Raw genomic sequence first — 19,325 nt, 5'->3', positions numbered from 1 at the left:
GCGACGATGCCGTACGATACACGCCTGCCGTTAGATCATTAGGGCTTACCCATGCAATTTCATGGTTTCGAATTCGGGCATATTGAGGTTGAGATTCAAAACCGTGCGTATGACCTTCATAACTTCTACCACGCCAGCACCATTAATTACGACATCGTGGATAGGTCGGCTGTACTCATCTTTACTCGACGGACTGAAGCCTGGGTGCCGACCGAAGAAGCACACAAGATTACTATCAGCTTCCATGAGGTCGATTACTTTTCATCAAGTGGGCGGGATGATTACCCAATCGATGGCGACGATAGTGTTATTCATTCGATCGGAGCCGTGGAGTCCAACGCAGAGACACAGGCCTTTTACCTGACAGATCACATCCAACCAGATCATCATCTTGTCATGTGCTTCGAGTCTGGTCTTACATTACGAATACAGGCCGCTGAAGCACGATGCAAAATCGATTTTTAAACGGCAAAAATTTTGGTGTTCGACGTCTGCTTTGGGTCGAAAAGGGCAGCTCGCTAGTGGCCGCTATTGGCCGTTAGCAGCCCGTCAAGGGCATTGGGTGCTACGAGGTTTGATGTTGCACCCAGAAAATCGTCGCCTCAATAACCTCCATAACCCTAAGGCGAAGCGCTCCTTCGATTAATGCCATATCTTTCTGATACTTGCAGTAAGCCTCCATGATTTTTTCGTTCCCACGCTGCTCATCAGTTGGTAGACCAAGATAATTATCAAGGCAAGGGTTTACTGGCCACTGCCCAAACTGCTCGGCAAGCAAACGAATCTTGTCTGTAAGCACAAGCCAGCTCAATGCGTGTTCTGGTGAGATAGAAGCTGCCATTGCTAGCGCATGCTGGAAGTCGGGATACCTAGAGTGGCCGGTTTCCATTGCGAACTTCACTTTCAGTATATCTTTTTTAGTCACCAGCTCGCTTTTTAGAGCCTTCAGCCTATGAATATCAAGCACGGCCAAGTCGATTGAGGTGATGGGAGTCTCATGTCCAAATACCCTTGTGCGCTCGTATGCGTCTATCACAGAAGCAGCAATCATGTTCAAGGGGTTCAAGGTCAGTTGTTCTCTCCGATTGCGTGGAATGAGATCGACAATCACGTAAAATACGTACGCCGAAAACAGACCGACAAGAAGATCACTGGTAACGCTACCTGTAGCTTCAGCGCGAAAAAATGCAGCAGCTCTTCCGCCATCTAGTGGGGGCCACACCGGCAACTTCAGATTAATCAGCACAATCAGAACCAAAACGCCGAAAGCTGCTGCAAGCAACAATCTCTCTTTTGCATCCCTCCATACCCGCATAGACCACACCTCCCTGAAATCGAGCAAGCATACCAACAGGAGATTACTCTGACATCATGCAAACGGCTGTTGTTTAACGCTAAAGAGAGGCCCCCTCAGCCGGCAACTTAGTAAGAACCGAACAGGCGGTTTACAGGTGGGTACGTACGATTGAGCGCTTTATCGTCAAGGACGCTACTGCTCAGCTCGAAGCGGCCCATTTGAAGTGAACATCGGCTAAGCCTAGCGTCGATATTTGTTAATATCGGGTAAAGCAAAACTGCCTCCAAAAGCGAAGCTTAGGTAAGCGGCTGCTTTTGGCCGGAAGCAGCCACTTATAAATGACTGCTTTCGGCCAGTAGGAGGCACTCAGTCACTAACAGCCAAGTTTTCTGGCTCGCCAGAGTGCCGTTAGAAAGTGAAAAATGGGGTGGCAGTAAGATGGATCTATTAAGCAAGCCTGGCCCAGAACTCTTCCGCAGATAAGCTAATGGGGGCTTTAGGTCGAGTGAGATGAATCTCTAACGGTATATCCCAGCTTTCGTCGAGAGCTCTGACCAGCCGCCCATCAGCCATTTCCTGCTCGGTCAGGCTTTTTGGTAACCACGCTACGCCCTTGCTTTCCAGTGCCATGGACATCAGAACCGCCGCAAGATGGCTGCTAAAAAGCGGCTTGAGGTGAAGGTAGTCTTCCTTGCCGTGGAGTCGGTGAGCGACGATACGGCCTAGACCGGATTCCTGGGTATATGCCAAATAAGGCAGTGTTTCCGGGGACGTACCCAACGTGGCAGAGGCACTCGCCAAGGGTATGAGCACATCCTCTCCGACCTTTTTCCCGGTGAACTGATCAGGGGCCAGCAGGGGTGGAACGTCGGGGTGGCGATGGCAAAGCAGAAATTGAACCTGGCCATGTATCAGCATCTGCTCGCAAACAGCCATGCTGTCTGAATGCAGACGTACGGCATCTATCGGCGCGCCATTTTCTGCACTTCTCAACCACCTTGGGAAAAAGGTAAATGACAACGAATGAGTGGCTGCAAACTGCAGCGTTTTGGCGGCCATCCCAGCCACTTCCTGTGCCTCGGAGCGCATCCGGTACAAGCGTCTGGCAGCCTCTTGGGCGCTAGGCAAAATCTGTCTTCCAGCCTCGGTCAACGTCGCCCCCTGGGGGGTGCGTATGAACAATTCGACACCCATCCAATTCTCCAGAGCGCGGACTCTGCGACTGAAGGCAGGTTGAGTAACGTGGCGCGCTTCAGCCGCCCGCACAAAGCTGCCGTACTCCGCAAGCGCTGAAAAATCCTCAAGCCAAACGAGTTCCAAGGGCAATGCCTCCTGTGCATAGGGCGCGGCATTAATAGCATTGGGCGGGTGTCATCGCAAAGCATAACGTGGGGCCACCAACAACAAGAGGAACCCGTCATGCGTATCGTAGACATCCGCGAAAAAACTGTTTCTATCGCTTCTCCCATTGCCAATGCCTACATCGATTTTTCGAAAATGACCTGCTCGGTCGTTGCTGTTGTCACGGATGTGATTCGCGATGGTAAACCTGTCATTGGCTACGGCTTCAACTCCAACGGTCGCTATGGTCAAGGCGCGTTGATGCGTGATCGCTTCCTCGCGCGAATCATGGAAGCTGATCCGGATACTCTTATCGACCATGAGAACAACAACCTGGATCCGTTCGCCATCTGGAAGACCCTGATGACCAACGAAAAGCCAGGTGGTCACGGCGAACGTTCAGTTGCAGTCGGCACCATTGATATGGCCGTGTGGGATGCCGTTGCCAAGATCGAAGGCAAGCCTCTCTATCGTCTGCTGGCTGATCGGTACCGTAACGGCGTGGCCGATGACAAAGTCTGGGTCTACGCAGCAGGTGGCTACTACTACCCAGGCAAAGACCAGACCAAACTCAAAGCAGAAATGCAGAGCTACCTAGATCGTGGCTACGACGTTGTCAAAATGAAGATCGGTGCAGTGCCACTGGACGAAGATATTCGTCGCATCGAAGCGGTACTCGAAGTGGTTGGGGACGGTCGTCGACTGGCGGTCGATGCCAACGGTCGCTTCGATCTTCAGACCGGTATTGCTTATGCGGAAGCCATCAAGAAGTACAACCTCTTCTGGTACGAAGAAATCGGCGACCCGCTGGACTATGCACTCCAGGCTGAGCTTGCCAATCACTACGAGCTGCCGATGGCTACCGGGGAAAACCTGTTCTCCCATCAGGACGCTCGTAACCTTCTGCGCCACGGTGGCATGCGCCCTGATCGCGACTTTCTGCAGTTCGACTGCGCGCTGTCTTACGGACTCGTTGAGTACATGCGCACCCTGAAAGTGATGGACGAAATGGGATGGTCTTCCCGTCGCGTGGTTCCGCACGGCGGCCACCAGATGTCCCTCAATATCGCAGCAGGCCTGCACTTGGGCGGCAACGAGTCTTACCCCGATGTGTTCCAGCCTTTCGGCGGCTTCGCTGACGGAATCAAGGTGGAAAATGGTTATGTCGGTCTGCCTGATATTCCAGGTGTTGGCTTCGAAGCCAAATCCGCTTTGTACGCAGTCATGCGTGAGCTAGGCGAAGGCTGATTTCCCTCTATCTGTGGCCTCCTTCAGGGAGGCCGCAGAGTCAGGCGTCACCCACTGACGCCAAGCCACATGCCCATCACAAAAATAAAATGAGGTGCTTCCGTGGAAACTTCCAAGTCCCGCTGGTATAGCCAGCTGTATGTGCAGGTGCTGATCGGCATCGTGATCGGTGCAGCAATCGGTTACTTCGTGCCTGATATTGGAGCCAAGCTCCAACCCTTCGCCGATGGTTTCATCAAGCTGATAAAAATGCTGCTGGCCCCCATTATCTTCGGTACGGTCGTCGTCGGTATCGCGAAAATGGGCAGTATCAAGGAGGTCGGACGGATTGGCGTAAAAGCGCTGATCTACTTTGAAATTCTATCGACTATCGCCCTGGTCGTAGGCCTTATCGTGGTGAACATCGTCAAGCCTGGCGTCGGGATGAACATTAACGTCAACGCGCTCGATGGAAATGCTATCAGCAAGTACAGCCAGGCCGCGAGTGAACAAGGCGGTACAATTGATTTCTTCCTTAATATCATTCCCCACACGTTCCTTGGCGCATTCTCCAACGGCGTCATGCTGCAGGTCATTCTGCTTTCGGTCTTGATGGGAGTTGCCCTGGTTCAGATGGGCGAAACCAGCAAGCCGCTGATCAACACTATTGATTTGTTCCTGCAAGGCCTGTTCAAGATCGTTGCAATGGTCATGCGCTTGGCGCCGATTGGTGCGGGTGCAGGTATGGCGTTCACTATCGGCAAGTACGGGATTGGCACCTTGCTGTCACTCGGTCAGTTGCTGATCGCGCTCTACATCACAACCTTGATTTTCATTGTGGTGGTGCTAGGCACGGTGGCCAGATGGTCAGGCATGCCACTCATGCAGTTTCTCCGTTATTTCAAGGACGAAATTCTCATCACTCTTGGCACCTGCTCAACCGAAGCAGTGCTGCCACGCATGATGGTGAAACTTGAAAAACTTGGCTGCAAGAAATCTGTAGTGGGCATGGTGCTGCCAACGGGATACACCTTCAACGCAGACGGCACCTGCATCTACCTCACCATGGCCGCGATCTTCATCGCCCAGGCGACCAACACGCCACTGACCTTCGTTGATCAGATGATCCTGCTAGGCGTATTCCTGCTGACATCCAAAGGGTCAGCTGGTGTCGCGGGTGCGGGGTTTGTCACGCTGGCTGCAACACTCACGACCATCCACTCCATTCCTCTGGTCGGACTCGTTTTGCTTTTGGGCATTGATCGTTTCTTGAACGAAGCGCGGGCCGTGACCAATCTGATCGGCAATGGCATCGGCACCATCGCCATTGCCAAGTGGGACAACTCGTTCGATGTCGAGGCTTGCGAGCGTGAAATCGCCGCAATGAAGCAAGAAAAGGCGGCAAGCAAGGCATCGCTGGCGCATAAATAAACTACAAAGCGATCCGGTCATTCCCATCTAAACGGTTATGACCGGTAGTGTTTTCCATGCCTTCTTCCGCGTGGAGAGACCTGATTGGAAAGATTGATGGAGCCAACATGATAGAGCGATCACATCATGATTTACGCAAGGTGTTTGGTGAGTTACTCCAGGGAGACACCTGCAAATTTGCAGCTTCCGTATTCGATCCGATCTCAGTTCGGATGGCATACGACCTTGGCTTTGACGTTGCCATTCAAGGCGGCTCCGTTGCGTCGCTTCAGGTGCTCGGCGCACCTGACATTGCATTACTCACGCTGGATGAATATGTCGAGCAGGTTTCCAGGGTCGGACGGGCAAGCCAGATTCCGATCATTGGGGATGCTGACCATGGCTTTGGTAACGCGCTGAATGTGATGCGAACAGTCACAGAGTTACAGAAGGCCGGCGTTGCAGCCCTGACACTGGAAGACACCCATCTACCGGCCAAGTACGACGAGCAGTCGCATGTGCTTATTGAAAGGGAAGAAGCCGCAGCCAAAATCTATGCCGCGCGATTTGCCCGGTCGGATGATGCACTCAGCATCATCGCCCGTACGAATGTGGCTGTGACCACTTTGGACGACTCCATCGCTCGCACTGCGGCTTATCAGAAGGCTGGAGCAGATGCTATTTGCCTGGTCGGTGTTAAGGACTTCCAGCACCTAGAAGCACTTACGGCACATCTCAGAGTGCCGATCATGCTGATCAACTATGGAAATCCTGCTCTGAGCAATGTTGAAAAATTGAGTGCTGCCAATGTGCGGATCGTGGTCAATGGGCATGCCCCCTATTTGTCCGCAATCAAAGCAACCTACGAGGCGCTACGCGAACAAAGCGGCACGGAGGGGAGCGAGCTATCCCTTCCTGAGCTGCTTTCTAAATACACACTCTCGGACAGTTATCGTGAGTGGGCAAAAACCTTTTTGAAGTCAGAGCACGATTCAAATTGATATTGGAACAGGTGGAATACGCCGTCATGAAAAAGACAATCCTGGCCTTCAGCCGGGTCTCCCCCAGCCTGCTTGAACCTTACAAAGACGACTACGACGTCATCATCATTAGCCCTGAGCTTGGTGATATGGACGCCCAGTTCGAGGCCGCTATTTCGAACGCTCACGGGCTGATTGGTGGAAGTCGTCGTCTGGGTGAAGCTGAGCTGGCTGCGGCTGTAAATCTTGAGATCGTCTCAAGCATATCGGTTGGCTACGACAACTATGACCTCGACTACTTCAACCGCCGAGGGATCATGTTGACCAATACACCAGATGTGCTGAACGAAACCACTGCTGACCTGGCTTTGGCCCTGATCCTCGCCACAGCAAGGCGCATTCCTGAGCTTGATTCCTGGACTAAAGAGGGAAACTGGACACAAACCATCGATGCATCCCAATTTGGGTGCGACGTTCATGGAAAGACGTTGGGCATTATCGGTCTGGGAAAAATCGGAGAAGCCATCGCACGCAGAGGCCGCTTTGGTTTTGGCATGACCATTTTGTATAGCGGCAACAGTCGTAAACCAAAGCTTGAACAGGAACTTGGTGCGAGGTTTGTACCGCAGGAAGAGCTTTTAAGCGCGTCTGACTTTGTTTGTCCGGTCGTGCCATTGACGGACGCCACGAGGAATCTTATCGGACGCAAAGAACTCGCTTTGATGGGCCCGGAAAGTATTTTGATCAATATTTCGCGTGGGCCTGTCGTGGATCAGGACGCACTCATCGAGGCTCTGCGAGAAAAGACAATCCGGGCGGCTGGTTTGGACGTTTATGTGAAGGAGCCCCTGACGAACTCCGAGCTTTTTAACCTGAGAAACGTCGTCACCGTACCTCACATTGGCTCTGCGACGACTGACACCCGCAACGCAATGGCCAAGCGAGCCCTGGAAAATTTGCTTGCGGGTCTGGAAGGTCGCCAGCCGAGAGATCTTGTGCACTTCAAGAAGTAAGAAGAAGTAGGGCGGATTGAGCTCAAAATCGCCGGCAATATGGCTGCTCTCCGGGTGACGTACATGGTAAGGGGGCGGCGAGAGTTTTCTGAGGCAAGCCAGCTTTGCGCAACATCTGCTTCTGGTGAACGCGATCTATCCCCAATTAACTCTGACCCTCTTTTCCAGTTGGGTATTAGACCTTGTTTTTCAGGCTTTCAGGGCTCCCAAAACATAGGCCATCCATCACTAGGTTCATCAATCTGGACAAGCGAGATCGCCATTCGCTCTGAGTATCCATTTGCCAGATGCCGGCGATGGCTAGAAAAAAGTCATCGTTAGTGATCCCGGTACGAATCGTCCCCGCCTTTTCGTTCGCTCTTAAAAGCAACTCGGCTGCATCTTGAACTGGAGCGTAACCCGACTTGCCAGGGAAGTCGTAAACGGAGGCCGCTTGTTGGATTGCTGTAGCGAGTCCTGCCTTTGTCATTGCATATTCGGCAAGGCTATCCATCCACTCTCGGAGGGCTTCCTTCGGGGGTCTTGTTGCGAGCAGCTCTTGTGCCAACAAGGCGATCTGCTGCATTTCGAACTGATAGACCTCGAATACCAGCTTCTCTCTGGTAGGGAAATGGCGATAAAAAGTTCCCTGTCCTACTCCAGCCTTTTTCGCAATCGTACTCAGCGGAACTGCAGGATCGCTGGTCAGTTCAACCACTGCGACCTCCAGAATCCGCTCCCGATTTTTCTTGGCGTCAGAACGCATCACCAACTCGTCAGGCATGAATAATTTTCCCTCATTGCATTGCTAAGCGGACAACTGTCCGGTACGGTTTGCAAGTGGACACTTGTCCGCTTAAGTATCGTTTCTGGAGTTTACTATGAACAGCACTGGCAACACGATTCTGGTTACAGGCGGCACCTCAGGCATAGGCCTCGGGCTGGCGCTACGGCTTCATAAAGCGGGCAACAACGTCATCATCGCGGGACGTCGCAAGGCTCTGCTCGACAAAATTGTGTCGGAAAATCCTGGCATTGAATCAGTATTGCTGGACGTTTCTGATGCTCATTCCATCCAGCGCACCAGCGAAGCGCTTGCGATCAGCCATCCAAATCTTAACGTTCTCATCAACAACGCAGGGATCATGCATTGGGAGGATCTGACTGATCCGGGATACTTGAGTACAGCCGAAGATATCGTGACAACGAACTTGCTAGGCACGATTCGTATGGTGTATGCGTTTACTCCGCAACTAATCAAGCAGCCTGGCGCGACAGTGATCAATGTCAGTTCATCTTTGGCATTTGTCCCCCTGCCAGCCACGCCTACCTACAGCGCAACCAAAGCGGCAGTTCACTCGTTCACTCAAAGTCTTCGAGTGCAGCTGGAAGCCTCGCCAGTTGAGGTTATCGAACTTGCGCCACCGGGTGTGCGTACCACATTGCTCGGCCAGGAAAACGACGAGCATGCGATGCCGTTGGAGGAGTTTTTGGATGAAGTCTTCGAACTGCTAAAGATTTCTCCCACTCCACCTGAACTCGTCGTTGAGCGGGCTAAGCCCCTGCGGTTTGCTGAGGCAAGCGGGTCACATGATGACGTGCTGAAAATGCTTGCGGGATACAAACCACCGGCAGAATGAGTCATTGCTCTGAAGCGCGCCCTGTGTCCAGGTGAGCAGATTGCATCTGCTTACCTGCAGGCCGAATCGCTCAATCGGTGTGTTCACAATTTCGCTGCCGATCCAGGGCATTTCATCTGAAAAAAGATTGGAAGCTTCAGAAGCTGTTGACACCTGTAGGAGTCGAGAATAATTTATGTAGCACACTACATAATAGCAGGCGATATATATGAGTTCGACGCAACGAAGCGTAGCCACAGAACTTTCCTTCGCGCTTAACGCTGCCGCGAACCGGATGGTTCGATTGCACAAGCCGTTCCTCGAACCACTGGGCCTAACTTTTTCGCAGTACCTGGTCACGCTTGAGCTCTTGAACGGGTCGCCTCGATCTGTGAGCGACTTGTGTGAACGTCTCGACATGGAGACCGGCACGCTTACACCGTTACTCAAAAGGCTGGAAGCTGCCGGGGTGATTACACGCACACGTGATGCCGTCGATGAACGCCGAGTGCTTATAGACCTCACGGCGTCTGCCCGCGGCATGGAGGATGAACTTCGTAGCATCACTGACAAGATCAGAACGGCGTGCCAGCTCACGCCCGAAGACCTTCAGGAGCTTCATCGCACGCTTGAGGGTTTGGCGCGACCGGCTATCAGTTAATACCTGCCTCAGAAGCAGCTGACAAAGGCATAGCTTTTAAGGTGATGCCACAAACAAATGAAACACCGGCTCCCAGAGCCGCGATGTATTTGTAGAACAGATCGTGTAGGGAGAGGCTCTGTTTGTTAGCACTCGCTGAGGCTTATGTTGTGAACATCCAGCTCCAAAGATGAGGAATCTCTATGAACGTCGGAATTATCGGTAGCGGATTTATCGGGGGAACGCTTGCAAGACTGCTAAGCACTGCTGGCCATACAGTAAGAGTTTCAAATTCACGCGGGCCGCATACAATTGATCCTGGTGTGCTCTCCACGGGTGCAATTGCAGTCACGAAAGAAGAGGCTTTGGTGGGTGCTGACGTCGTAATTCTCTCGATACCTTTTGTACGAATTCCAGATCTTAAAGCGCTTCTCGAAGGCCTTCCTGAAGACAGCGTGATCATCGACACATCCAACTATATACCTGCGCGGGACGATCGATTGGATGCAATCGAGAATGGTCAGCCCGACAGTGTATGGGCATCCGAACAAGTTGGCCGTCCCCTCGCAAAAGCCTGGAATACAATTTACTCCGCCTCGCTAAATGAAGCTGGCAGGCCAGTTGGCGATCCGGAGCGCATTGCCGTCCCTGTCGCGGCTGATCGTGATCATGACCGCGTTGTGACGATGGCACTCGTCGAGGATTCCGGATTCGACGCCTACTATGCTGGTTCGTTGGCCGAATCCTGGAAGCAACAGTGCGGCACGCCCTGCTATTGCACTGAGGTGACGCTTGAGCACCTGCCCCAGGCACTGGCTGACGCGGATCTGGCGCGCTCGCGAAAGCGCCAAGATCTCTTCTTTTCGGTATATAACGAGAGATTCGGCAATATTGGAACAAACCCAAGCCGCAACTACATTGTTCAGCTTTCCAAGCTAATTTATGCGTGAGCTCGTTATGACGACACATGGATGACGACCTGCAAGGTCGCCATGCATGTCAAGTTTCTAAATCATTATGCAGACTAACAATGTCTCAGGCGCATATGCTTTTAATAAAATAAGCGCGCCGTGTTTTTTTTCTGATGGTGCTTAATAGTCGAATACAAACCAATCAAACAGTACTCGGCCAAAAACTTTTTTTCAATTTCACATGAGTGCGAGGAGTTGTTTAAATGAAAATCGGAATTATTGGCGCAGGTAACATTGGCTCTACTTTGGCGCGAAAGCTCGCTGCGTGTGGACACGAAGTTAAACTGGCAAATTCGAAAGGCCCTGAGAGCATTCAAAGCCTTGCCAATGAAATCGGCGTGCATGCGGTGACCAGGGAAGAAGTGGTTTCCGGGGTAGAGGTGATTATCCTCTCGATTCCCTTTGCAAATTATCCTGATCTCGAACCGATCATGAGCAAGGTGCCGGAGAAGACAGTTGTCATTGATACATCAAATTATTATCCGGGGCGTGACGGGGTAATCAAGGAGGTCGAAGATGGCATGCCAGAAAGCATCTGGGTAAGTGAGCAGATTGGCCACCCGGTTGTTAAGGCGTGGAACGCCGTCCTCGCCGCGACCCTCGCAGACAAAGGTCAGCCGGTCGGCTCCCCAACGCGCCTCGCCATACCTGTGGCTGGAGGAAGCACATACGCGGAAACCATCGCGCAGGATCTTGTTGAGGATACTGGCTTTATCGCGCTTGCCGCTGGCAGCCTTGAAGAATCGTGGCGCCAGCAACCAGGTACACCAGCGTACTGTACCGAATTGACATTGCCGGAATTGAAATTGGCGCTGAACGCGGCAGACAAGGTACGGGCGCCTCAAAACCGCGACGCACTGATCGCCAGGTTTATGGCTCCCGGGAGTCAGTTTACGCACGAGCAAATAGTTGCCACCAATCGTGCCATGACAGCCTGAGCGGGTTTCTTCCAATGCCATGCCCCGTACGCCAATTCTCTATGCTGCACTAATGCTTAGGCTATTTGGCACTTCAGACGGATAGGTTGAACTGTTGTTTACTACCGCCTAGTCTGAACGAATGTTGGTCGGGAGCGGAATAAATTGAACGTCCGCTTCTGGCCTTAAACAGCCATTCACGATGTCCTTTACGTCGGACGCTTGCTCGCTTCTGCCGGCCTGCTATCCAGCCCTCACCGTCCACAGTTGATCTATCTTGGTCGTGTAACTCTGGCTCATTAGGTCTCGACGCATCGCCCATTCAGGCGCCGCAGGCACGCTAGCTAACCGGACAACTCCCTTTCCCCAGCGGTTATTGATCTCATCTAGAACACTCATGACCTTGTCTGCCATCGCGGGTTGAGAGTGCGCGAACAGGTCATCGGTGTACTCGCCTGGCTGCCGCAGATCCATCAGCAGAACCTCCGCCTTGCTGTACTTGAAGCCTGGTCGGAAGAGGCGATTGACCGCTTCGGTCGCAGCCTTGGTCATGAGTCGAACGTCGTTTGTGGGGTAGGGGAGTTCGACAAGTGCGCCGTTTGCGTACTTCGCTTCTTCGGGATTGAACATGCCTGTCCTGATACTCACGCGGATCTTCTTGCACAGTGAGTTTTGCGCTCGGAGCTTTTCCGCCGCGCGTTGGGTGTAGGTAGCGACCGCTTCCTTGATCGGCTCGATGTGTGTGAGACGGTTGCCGAACATCCTGCTGCAGCAAATCTCCTGCTTCGGTGGCTCAGCTTCCCCCAGTTCCAAACATGGCGTACCGGCTAGCTCCCGAGCCGTTTTCTCAATCACCACGCTGAATTTTTGTCGAAGCATCCATGGGTCGGCTTTCGCCATATCCATCGCCGTCTTGATGCCCATCGTTTCCAGGTGTGCCTTCATGCGACGCCCGACGCCCCAAACCTCGCCGACGTCGGTATTGCGAAGCGTCCAGTCCCGTTTGAACGGGTCGCAAAGATCCACCACGCCTCCGGTGATGTCCAGCAGCCGTTTGGCTGTGTGGTTGGCGAGTTTGGCCAGCGTCTTCGTGCGTGCAATCCCCACCCCGACTGGAATACCTGTTCGCTTAAAAAGGGTGGAGCGAATGTGCCTACCAAATGCGGACAGATCTCCAGGCATGCCAGTCAAATCAGCAAATGCTTCATCAATGCTGTAGACCTCAAGTGCCGGCACCATCGATTCGATGATAGTCATGACGCGCTCGCTCATGTCGCCGTACAGAGCGTAATTGCTGCTGAACGCCACAACTCCATGCCGGCGTAGATGGTCTTTGATCTGGAAGTATGGCTGACCCATTTTCACAAAAGGTTTGGCATCGTAGCTACGCGCAATCACACAGCCGTCGTTGTTGGACAGCACCACGATTGGCGTCTTGGTGAGGTCGGGTCTGAAGACGCGCTCGCAGCTCGCGTAAAACGAGTTGCAGTCGATCAGGGCGAAGACAGGCTCACGTGTTGTCATGATCGCGCACGCTGTATTTTACAACGCCCCAGATCACAAGCTCATCGCCTTCCATGACATGTCTCGCCGGATATTTTGGATTCTCTGACACAAGCACCACGGCGTTCTCTCGCAGAAGCAGGCGTTTGCAGAAGGGATCAGAGTTGAGCGCCGCGATGACGATATCCCCACTCACTGCATCGATGCTTCGATCAACAACTACCAGATCCCCTGAGAAGATCCCGGCGCCCTGCATGCTATCTCCGTCAATTCTCACCAGGTATACGTGTGGCGCGCGGATATCGAACAGCTCATCGAGGGAAATGTGTTTTTCGATGTGGTCAGCCGCAGGGGAGGGAAAGCCTGCCGGAACTCTGGATGAATAGAGGGGCAGCCTCCTGCCGCCAGACGCGAGTGGGCCGAGGATAGTGATACTCATGATGCAAGCCTTGGGAGGTGGTTTACTGTACGTATATACAGTTAACGATTCGGTTCGCTTGCGGTCAATCTCTTAGGTACGACAATTCGACGGGTGACACCATGTGCGGACGCTACTCGATCTACGAATCGATGGATCACTACCTCAAGGAGCTTGCGCCAAAGCAGCTGGTGATCAATGGCTATGACTTCTGGCCCGTTGAGCGGTACAACGTGGCACCGTCGACGCGGGTAGAAATCATTCGGCCCGTTCGAGAGGGCTTGAGAGTGGATAAGGTCAAATGGGGATGGGCGCCTTTCTGGGCGAAGGGAAAGCGTCCTGACCCTATCAATGCCAGAGTCGAGACGGTCATCACCGGCAAGTTTTTCAATCAGCTCTGGCCAAACGGACGCGTGCTTGCTCCGGCGAACGGCTGGTTCGAATGGGTCAAGGACGAAGAAGATCCGAAGAAAAAGCAGCCATATTTCATAACTCTGAAAGAGCAAATTCCGATGTTCTTCGCAGCGTTGGCTGAGGTGCACGAGGGCCTGGAGCCGGATGATCGAGACGGCTTCGTGATCATCACCGCCGCCAGCGATCAAGGAATGGTAGATATTCATGATCGGAAACCGCTGGTTTTGGCTCCTGAGCACGCCCGCGAATGGGTCGATCCCGGCACGTCACCTGAGCGTGCTCGTGAATTAGCACTGGAGCACTGCAGGCCCGCTACAGACTTCCATTGGTACAAGGTTGCGAAGGATGTGGGGAATGTTCGTAATCAGGGCTCGCATCTGGTTCAGCCAATCTCGCTGGCGTCTGATGCTGACGACTGACTAAAACCGAGAGTCGACAGTATTTGTCGGGGGAACGACGCGCTCTCCTAAAATATTTGGAATTATGGCTGAGCCATGGTTATCGCTAAGTAATAATTTTCCGCAGTCCGAGCGCGAAGCGAGCACGAAATGCAGAACTGCAATACACTCTTAGTTACCTATCTAATCGAGACCTGTCATGTCCAAACTCGCAGAATTTCGCCAGCTCGAAAAACACCTCGCCGAACAGCTCCAGGCTCTGGAAGCCCTCAAGGGTGACGCTGGCCTCAAGAAAGAAATTGAGTTTGAAACCAAACTGCGCGATTTGCTCGCAAAATACGGCTACAGCCTCAAGGACGTTATCAACCTGCTAGATCCACAAGCTGGCCGTCGCGCTCCAGCTGTCGAGTCCAAGGCTGGAAGCCGCAAGCCTCGTCAATTGAAGGTTTATAAAAACCCTCACACAGGCGAAGTCGTAGAAACGAAGGGTGGCAATCACAAAACGCTGAAAGAGTGGAAAACAGAGCACGGCGCCGCGACTGTTGAGTCCTGGCTGACCAAGTAATTTGGTTTGGGTGCAAAAGGGCCTGTGATGGCCCTTTTTTGGGCTCAGGATTTAGCAGGTTTACTGCGACGGCAGCGCTCCGAGCAGTAACGTACATCCTCCCAGCAACGTGCCCACTTCTTCCTCCATGTGAAAGGAAGGCCGCAGGTCATGCAGGTTTTGACTGGGAGCTGACTCTTTTTCAAAAAGATTCACCATCATTTACTTTGATGACCTGCCCTTAAAGAAACAGCCAGAATGGGTTCGACTCTTTCTCATATTCACACGTAGATCAATCATGTATTTGTTGGAGCTGAAGCAGTTCTTTCAGGCGGGGCTTTCCAAACGAAGAAACGTCTTGGCTCTTGCAACTGCTACGTATAAGCGGGAATTAACCCCGCTTCCTGATAGCTTGAAATCAAGTCGTCGAACAGGTTCATATCCTCTCTGGTTCGAGCTATGAGCTGCGCGCCCGCGACTGCAGTGTAGATCGCAAGAGCACGTCGCTCACAACTTTCAGCGTCACCCCATTTGCTGTCAGCTAGAACCTCTGCAAGCCACTTCACGTTCACGTCTGCGAACGCCTTAACTTCCTTAGACACTTGATCAGGGAGGTCTTCGAACTCGGCGGCCATGAAACTCGAGAGGCACAGCCTATTCCTGTTTTCGAGGGACTTACGGAAGATCGATGGATAGAGCTGCAGACACCGCTTCGGGTCAATATGGGAAAGCCGGAGCTCACGGAGCTCTTCCTTCGTTTCCTGCCAATACCGTTCCGCCACGGCTGCGCCAAGATCAGCTTTGCTTGGAAAATGGTAATAAATACTCGCATTCTTGATACCCACCTCCTCAGCAATGCTACGGAAGTTGATCCCGGCGTAGCCGTGCAACTGGGCCGCAGCTTTAGCGGATGCCAGGATGCGCTCTCTAGCGTTCTCGCTCACGTCACACCTTCCTTAACTGAATGCTACTGATATGCCGCTGATCGTACTCCTTTCGTTCCAGCCTGCCAATTGACAGGTAGGGGGTTGACGGTAAAGAAATTCAGGAACAATCTTAACCTACCAACTGATAGGCAGGTATTGTTTTATGACTACTTTACAATCACGCGCTGACGTCTCGACCACCTCTCCAATGAAGATCTATGACTGGTTTGATGGCCCATACCCAGCCCGAGTACGCATCGCACTCGCCGAAAAGGGCATGTTGCAAACGATTGAGTTCGTCTCGGTGAATCTCTGGACTGGGGAGCATAAAGAACCTGAATTTTTGGCGATCAACTACTCCGGCACCCTTCCGGTGCTTGAACTGAAGGATGGAACACGGATCGCTGAGTGCACCGCCATCACTCAATATTTGGATAGCTTGGATGGCAACCCGGCCCTAACCGGGGAAACACCTCTAGAGAAAGGTCTGATTCATATGATGACCAAGCGCGCGGAAATCGAATTCCTGGACGCGGTTAGTGTTTATTTCCATCACGCAACGCCGGGGCTTGGGCCAAAGGTCGAGCTTTACCAGAACGCCGAGTGGGGTGCGAAGATGGGAGAAAAAGCGACCCGAGGCATGCGTTACTTCGACAAGCTCCTCCAACAACAGTCCTATGTTGCCGGCGACAAATTTTCGATGGCGGACATCGCAGTCATCGGCGGGATGATCTTCGCATCGTTGGTGAAACTGCCGGTTCCTGAAGAATGTGAAGCGTTGAGCGCTTGGTACGCAAGAATGCAGGAGCGTCCGAGCTACAAGACTTGGCGCGCTTTGGTCGACCAAGGTGCTCCTAAGAGCTGATAACTAACGGACTCGGTATCCGCCATCTCCATTTTGATGGCGGATGCGAAGGATGCTAGCGCATGTTGCTAGCGCCACTGCAGAATTACAGATCGTCGGGGATCAGATTATTGCGCATAGAAATTTTTCCGCACGCCCTTGAATTTTTGTCTTCTGTTCCTACCTGGGGTTTTACGCGATGCCGAATGCGGGTCGCGTCTCAAATCACTTGGAGAAAACTCAGGAGATTTAGCAATGGCTACTACTCTTTCGTTGGCCCCACTTTTCCGCCATTCGGTCGGCTTTGACCGTTTCAACGACCTTTTCGAATCGGCGCTTCGCAGTGACGCCGGAACTTCCTATCCTCCCCACAACGTCGAAAAGCACGGTGATGACCATTACCGAATTGTCATCGCGGTGGCAGGCCTTGCTGAGGCGGATTTAGACATCCAGGTTGAAAAAGGCGTTTTGACGGTCGCCGGTGATAAGCGAGAAAGCAACGAAGATGTCACCTACCTGCATCAAGGTATCGCTCAGCGGGGGTTCCGGCTGTCGTTCCGATTGATGGATCACATTGAGGTGCAGGGAGCGAAGCTCGCCAACGGTTTGCTGAACATTGACTTGCTCAGAGTTGTACCAGAGGAGGCGAAGCCTAAGCGCATCATGATCGGAGGGGCTGAGTCTACTGACTCTAAGCCGGTCAGTGAGCAGTAAGATGAACAATGAGGCGCTCTTCGGAGCGCCTCTTTTTTGAGCATCATGGACGAGCGGTCGCTCGAAAAAGCGGAACCCCGGCTCATGAACACCAGTCAATTTTTCTGTCCAGATAGGACACATATCCCTACCGACCGTGGGCAACATGACAGCTCAAGAGCGCACCGCGACATCAGTTATTACCTGATGCATCGGTAAAACTGGATTCGGCCTCGTCAATTCAACAATGGGCTGGCGCCAGTTGCCTTTTGAACTAAGCGACGGCGTGAAACTTACTGCTGCCGATAGCAACCAGATCACCCGCACAAGCTGACGAATTGGCAGAACTGCTAAGAGCTCGACACCTCGTGCCGAGGGCTTCTTCAGTTTCGCTCTAATAGCGCCTTGTAGTATCACGGGCAACGTGCGCACGATCGTTGTACCTAAATCAAAGCGCCACTCCGGTATTTTTTTGTCAAAACTGAGTAGTTTTTAGCGTGCACTAATTTGGAAGATGCGCACCATTTCGAGCCGCCCAGAAAATTTTCTAAACAGATCTGGACTCGGGCCCTAAAAAAATAAGAGCTAAATTGGTGCGAAAAAAAATACTTTGACAGGGTGATCGGCGTTGTTACAAATTGCGCCGGGAACACATCTGGCTGAGCACTGTGTTTCGATTGGAATTACTCCCGATACCTAAGGAAGGGTAAATATGGCTGAAGCGCCTTTTGAATTAATTGCTGAAGTTAAAAATTCTCCTAGATTGCCACTAGGTCAACTGATATTGGCAATGGGGCTGATTTTAGTTGGTGCAGGGCAGACACTTCTCTATGCATTGCTGGGGCCGGCGGCTCGTCAGATTGGGCTGTCCGATGTCCAAACGGGATCTATCGTCGCCATCTCCGCCTTTATACTTACTTTCGCTTCGCCCATTTGGGGGAGGGTGATCGATCGTTCAGGAAGTCGTCTCGTTTATTTGATCGGTATGTTCAGTTACGCTGCGGGCTCATTGTGCTTTGCATTGGTTTTAAATGCTGGGATGAATTTAGCGTTCTCCGCAATAAGTGTGTTGGGTCTTTTGATTTTTGTTCGTGTTATTTACGCATCGATGACTGCCGGAATTCATCCAGCAGCGATGGCAAGCATTGCGATGGTCACTCCGAAAGAAAAGCGTCCGGCGAAGATGGGCCTAATGTCTGCTTGTTTTGGGTTGGGGTCTACACTGGGGCCGCTTTTGGGCGCCGGCCTTGGAGGATACGGATTGCTCTGCCCGCTGTACGTTGTTGCAGCTCTTTCTTTTTTGAATGTCCTGTTAGGAATATTTTTGCTAGACAGGCCAAATGGAAACCTTTCACCTGAAGCTGTTCATAAAACCAATGCATTGAACCTGTTCGATTCTAGAGTTATCGGAGGTTTGCTGGCTACTGTTTTGGTTTATGTAGGCTTTTCAGCCCTACAGCAGTCTATCGCCTTTCATGTCCAAGACACATTGCACTTGAATGCAGCTGAAACTGTAAAACAAACAGGAGTTGTGGTATTTGGGCTGGCCGTAGCAATGGTGATAACTCAATTTGTTATAATTCAGTATTTTAAACCAGGCCCCCTCAAAGCAATTTCTATCGGTGGTGCACTTGCATTTACTGGTCTTGCATCAATCGCGCTTGGCGCTGTCACGATTGAGCAGATTACGGTGGGAGCGTCTCTCGCAGGGGCTGGATTTGCGTTCTTATTTCCCGGTCTTCAAGGAAACCTTTCGAGTTCTGTAAAAGAGTCGGAGCAAGGAAGTGTTGCTGGACTTTCATTTGGGGCAGCGGCGCTGGGATACGTGATCGGCCCATTAATTGGGACGTCGCTTCTTGCCGTGGGTTATGGAGTCACGTACTGGTGTGCCGCGATACTTGTATTAACTGGCGTTTTGATCGCTATGGTTAAAGTTCGTAGCTAAGAAGGATTGTTCTGGTTTTCTGTCTTTCTAGGTTGCTCCCTTATTGGTTGCGATGAAATATCGTATTTTTGCGAATTATAATAAGAGGATGTGCGTCCAGAAACTTGGAAGCCAAATCTGTAGCATAGGTGAAGTTGTAAGGATGTGACCGTAATAGCAAACGTGCTCTTTACTTAATAAGGATATCTAAACTCATGCAATCTATTAGTTTGATTCAGAATGGCAGTTCCCTCGCAAGGAATTTTG

At 52.1% G+C, this 19,325-nt stretch carries 21 protein-coding genes; 14 read left to right on the top strand and 7 right to left on the bottom strand.

Annotated features, from left to right (window positions below; all coding sequences use genetic code 11):
* Positions 1–51: 51 nt before the first annotated feature.
* Positions 52–465: a hypothetical protein gene (locus PDR5_RS21655; RefSeq protein WP_064598760.1), complete on the top strand. Its 414-nt coding sequence runs from the start codon at positions 52–54 to the stop codon at positions 463–465.
* Between the two features lie 100 nt (positions 466–565).
* Here PDR5_RS21655 and PDR5_RS21650 read toward each other — a convergent pair whose 3' ends face one another.
* Together PDR5_RS21650 and PDR5_RS21645 are read right to left on the bottom strand one after the other, a co-directional pair.
* Positions 566–1,282: a hypothetical protein gene (locus PDR5_RS21650; protein ID WP_237233738.1), complete on the bottom strand. Its 717-nt coding sequence runs from the start codon at positions 1,280–1,282 to the stop codon at positions 566–568.
* A 462-nt stretch (positions 1,283–1,744) separates the two neighbouring features.
* The gene (locus PDR5_RS21645) at positions 1,745–2,617 is read right to left on the bottom strand and encodes a LysR family transcriptional regulator (RefSeq protein ID WP_064598756.1); all 873 of its coding nucleotides are present in this window, start codon (positions 2,615–2,617) and stop codon (positions 1,745–1,747) included.
* 99 nt (positions 2,618–2,716) lie between these two features.
* Between PDR5_RS21645 and PDR5_RS21640 the strand changes: the two genes are divergently transcribed.
* From PDR5_RS21640 to PDR5_RS21625, 4 genes are all read left to right on the top strand, one after another.
* Positions 2,717–3,886: a mandelate racemase/muconate lactonizing enzyme family protein gene (locus tag PDR5_RS21640; protein ID WP_064598755.1), complete on the top strand. Its 1,170-nt coding sequence runs from the start codon at positions 2,717–2,719 to the stop codon at positions 3,884–3,886.
* 102 nt (positions 3,887–3,988) lie between these two features.
* A complete protein-coding gene (gene dctA / locus PDR5_RS21635; protein WP_011334186.1) occupies positions 3,989–5,296 on the top strand; it encodes a C4-dicarboxylate transporter DctA in 1,308 nt (435 codons plus the stop codon).
* Between the two features lie 107 nt (positions 5,297–5,403).
* Positions 5,404–6,276, top strand: coding sequence for an isocitrate lyase/PEP mutase family protein (locus PDR5_RS21630; protein WP_011334185.1), 873 nt, complete (start codon positions 5,404–5,406; stop codon positions 6,274–6,276).
* 26 nt (positions 6,277–6,302) lie between these two features.
* Complete coding sequence (locus PDR5_RS21625; RefSeq protein WP_064600920.1) at positions 6,303–7,268, top strand: 2-hydroxyacid dehydrogenase; 966 nt, start codon at positions 6,303–6,305, stop codon at positions 7,266–7,268.
* A 175-nt stretch (positions 7,269–7,443) separates the two neighbouring features.
* On the opposite strand, the gene PDR5_RS21620 is transcribed toward PDR5_RS21625, so the two are convergent.
* On the bottom strand, positions 7,444–8,031 hold the full coding sequence (locus PDR5_RS21620) for a TetR/AcrR family transcriptional regulator (protein WP_064598753.1): 588 nt from the start codon (positions 8,029–8,031) through the stop codon (positions 7,444–7,446).
* A 97-nt stretch (positions 8,032–8,128) separates the two neighbouring features.
* Here PDR5_RS21620 and PDR5_RS21615 point away from each other — a divergent pair, with 97 nt between their 5' ends.
* The 4 genes from PDR5_RS21615 (at position 8,129) to PDR5_RS21600 (ending at position 11,415) form a co-directional block, all read left to right on the top strand.
* Entirely contained in the window at positions 8,129–8,887 is a 759-nt protein-coding gene (locus PDR5_RS21615; protein ID WP_011334182.1) for an SDR family oxidoreductase, read from the top strand.
* 208 nt (positions 8,888–9,095) lie between these two features.
* The gene (locus tag PDR5_RS21610) at positions 9,096–9,527 is read left to right on the top strand and encodes a MarR family winged helix-turn-helix transcriptional regulator (protein WP_011334181.1); all 432 of its coding nucleotides are present in this window, start codon (positions 9,096–9,098) and stop codon (positions 9,525–9,527) included.
* Positions 9,528–9,709: 182 nt separating this feature from the next.
* Complete coding sequence (locus PDR5_RS21605) at positions 9,710–10,456, top strand: NADPH-dependent F420 reductase (RefSeq protein ID WP_064598751.1); 747 nt, start codon at positions 9,710–9,712, stop codon at positions 10,454–10,456.
* Positions 10,457–10,680: 224 nt separating this feature from the next.
* Entirely contained in the window at positions 10,681–11,415 is a 735-nt protein-coding gene (locus tag PDR5_RS21600) for an NADPH-dependent F420 reductase (protein ID WP_064598749.1), read from the top strand.
* A 222-nt stretch (positions 11,416–11,637) separates the two neighbouring features.
* Here PDR5_RS21600 and umuC read toward each other — a convergent pair whose 3' ends face one another.
* Together umuC and PDR5_RS21590 are read right to left on the bottom strand one after the other, a co-directional pair.
* On the bottom strand, positions 11,638–12,918 hold the full coding sequence (gene umuC / locus PDR5_RS21595) for a translesion error-prone DNA polymerase V subunit UmuC (RefSeq protein ID WP_064598747.1): 1,281 nt from the start codon (positions 12,916–12,918) through the stop codon (positions 11,638–11,640).
* Positions 12,905–13,336 carry a LexA family protein gene (locus PDR5_RS21590; protein ID WP_064598745.1) on the bottom strand — a complete coding sequence of 144 codons (432 nt, stop codon included), beginning with the start codon at positions 13,334–13,336 and terminating at the stop codon, positions 12,905–12,907. Before PDR5_RS21590 ends, umuC begins: the two co-directional genes overlap by 14 nt.
* Before the next feature lie 101 nt (positions 13,337–13,437).
* On the opposite strand from PDR5_RS21590, the gene PDR5_RS21585 reads away from it, so the two are divergent.
* On the top strand, positions 13,438–14,148 hold the full coding sequence (locus PDR5_RS21585) for an SOS response-associated peptidase family protein (RefSeq protein WP_064598743.1): 711 nt from the start codon (positions 13,438–13,440) through the stop codon (positions 14,146–14,148).
* 178 nt (positions 14,149–14,326) lie between these two features.
* On the top strand, positions 14,327–14,692 hold the full coding sequence (locus tag PDR5_RS21580) for a histone-like nucleoid-structuring protein, MvaT/MvaU family (protein ID WP_064598741.1): 366 nt from the start codon (positions 14,327–14,329) through the stop codon (positions 14,690–14,692).
* Between the two features lie 44 nt (positions 14,693–14,736).
* On the opposite strand, the gene PDR5_RS29470 is transcribed toward PDR5_RS21580, so the two are convergent.
* Together PDR5_RS29470 and PDR5_RS21575 are read right to left on the bottom strand one after the other, a co-directional pair.
* The gene (locus PDR5_RS29470) at positions 14,737–14,877 is read right to left on the bottom strand and encodes a DUF2256 domain-containing protein (protein ID WP_082934442.1); all 141 of its coding nucleotides are present in this window, start codon (positions 14,875–14,877) and stop codon (positions 14,737–14,739) included.
* 168 nt (positions 14,878–15,045) lie between these two features.
* The gene (locus tag PDR5_RS21575) at positions 15,046–15,615 is read right to left on the bottom strand and encodes a TetR/AcrR family transcriptional regulator (protein WP_064598739.1); all 570 of its coding nucleotides are present in this window, start codon (positions 15,613–15,615) and stop codon (positions 15,046–15,048) included.
* A gap of 145 nt (positions 15,616–15,760) precedes the next feature.
* Between PDR5_RS21575 and PDR5_RS21570 the strand changes: the two genes are divergently transcribed.
* The 3 genes from PDR5_RS21570 (at position 15,761) to PDR5_RS21560 (ending at position 19,079) form a co-directional block, all read left to right on the top strand.
* Positions 15,761–16,462 (top strand): glutathione S-transferase, encoded by a 702-nt coding sequence (locus tag PDR5_RS21570; RefSeq protein WP_064598737.1) that lies wholly within the window; start codon positions 15,761–15,763, stop codon positions 16,460–16,462.
* A 234-nt stretch (positions 16,463–16,696) separates the two neighbouring features.
* On the top strand, positions 16,697–17,155 hold the full coding sequence (locus PDR5_RS21565; RefSeq protein WP_064598732.1) for an Hsp20 family protein: 459 nt from the start codon (positions 16,697–16,699) through the stop codon (positions 17,153–17,155).
* 691 nt (positions 17,156–17,846) lie between these two features.
* Positions 17,847–19,079: an MFS transporter gene (locus PDR5_RS21560; protein WP_064598730.1), complete on the top strand. Its 1,233-nt coding sequence runs from the start codon at positions 17,847–17,849 to the stop codon at positions 19,077–19,079.
* The last annotated feature ends 246 nt before the right edge of the window (positions 19,080–19,325 follow it).

The sequence above is a fragment of the Pseudomonas sp. DR 5-09 genome (assembly GCF_001655595.1).
Lineage (GTDB): Bacteria > Pseudomonadota > Gammaproteobacteria > Pseudomonadales > Pseudomonadaceae > Aquipseudomonas > Aquipseudomonas pharyngis.
The sequence above is the reverse complement of the archived record's forward strand: the minus strand, read 5'-3'. Positions and strand labels throughout refer to the sequence as shown.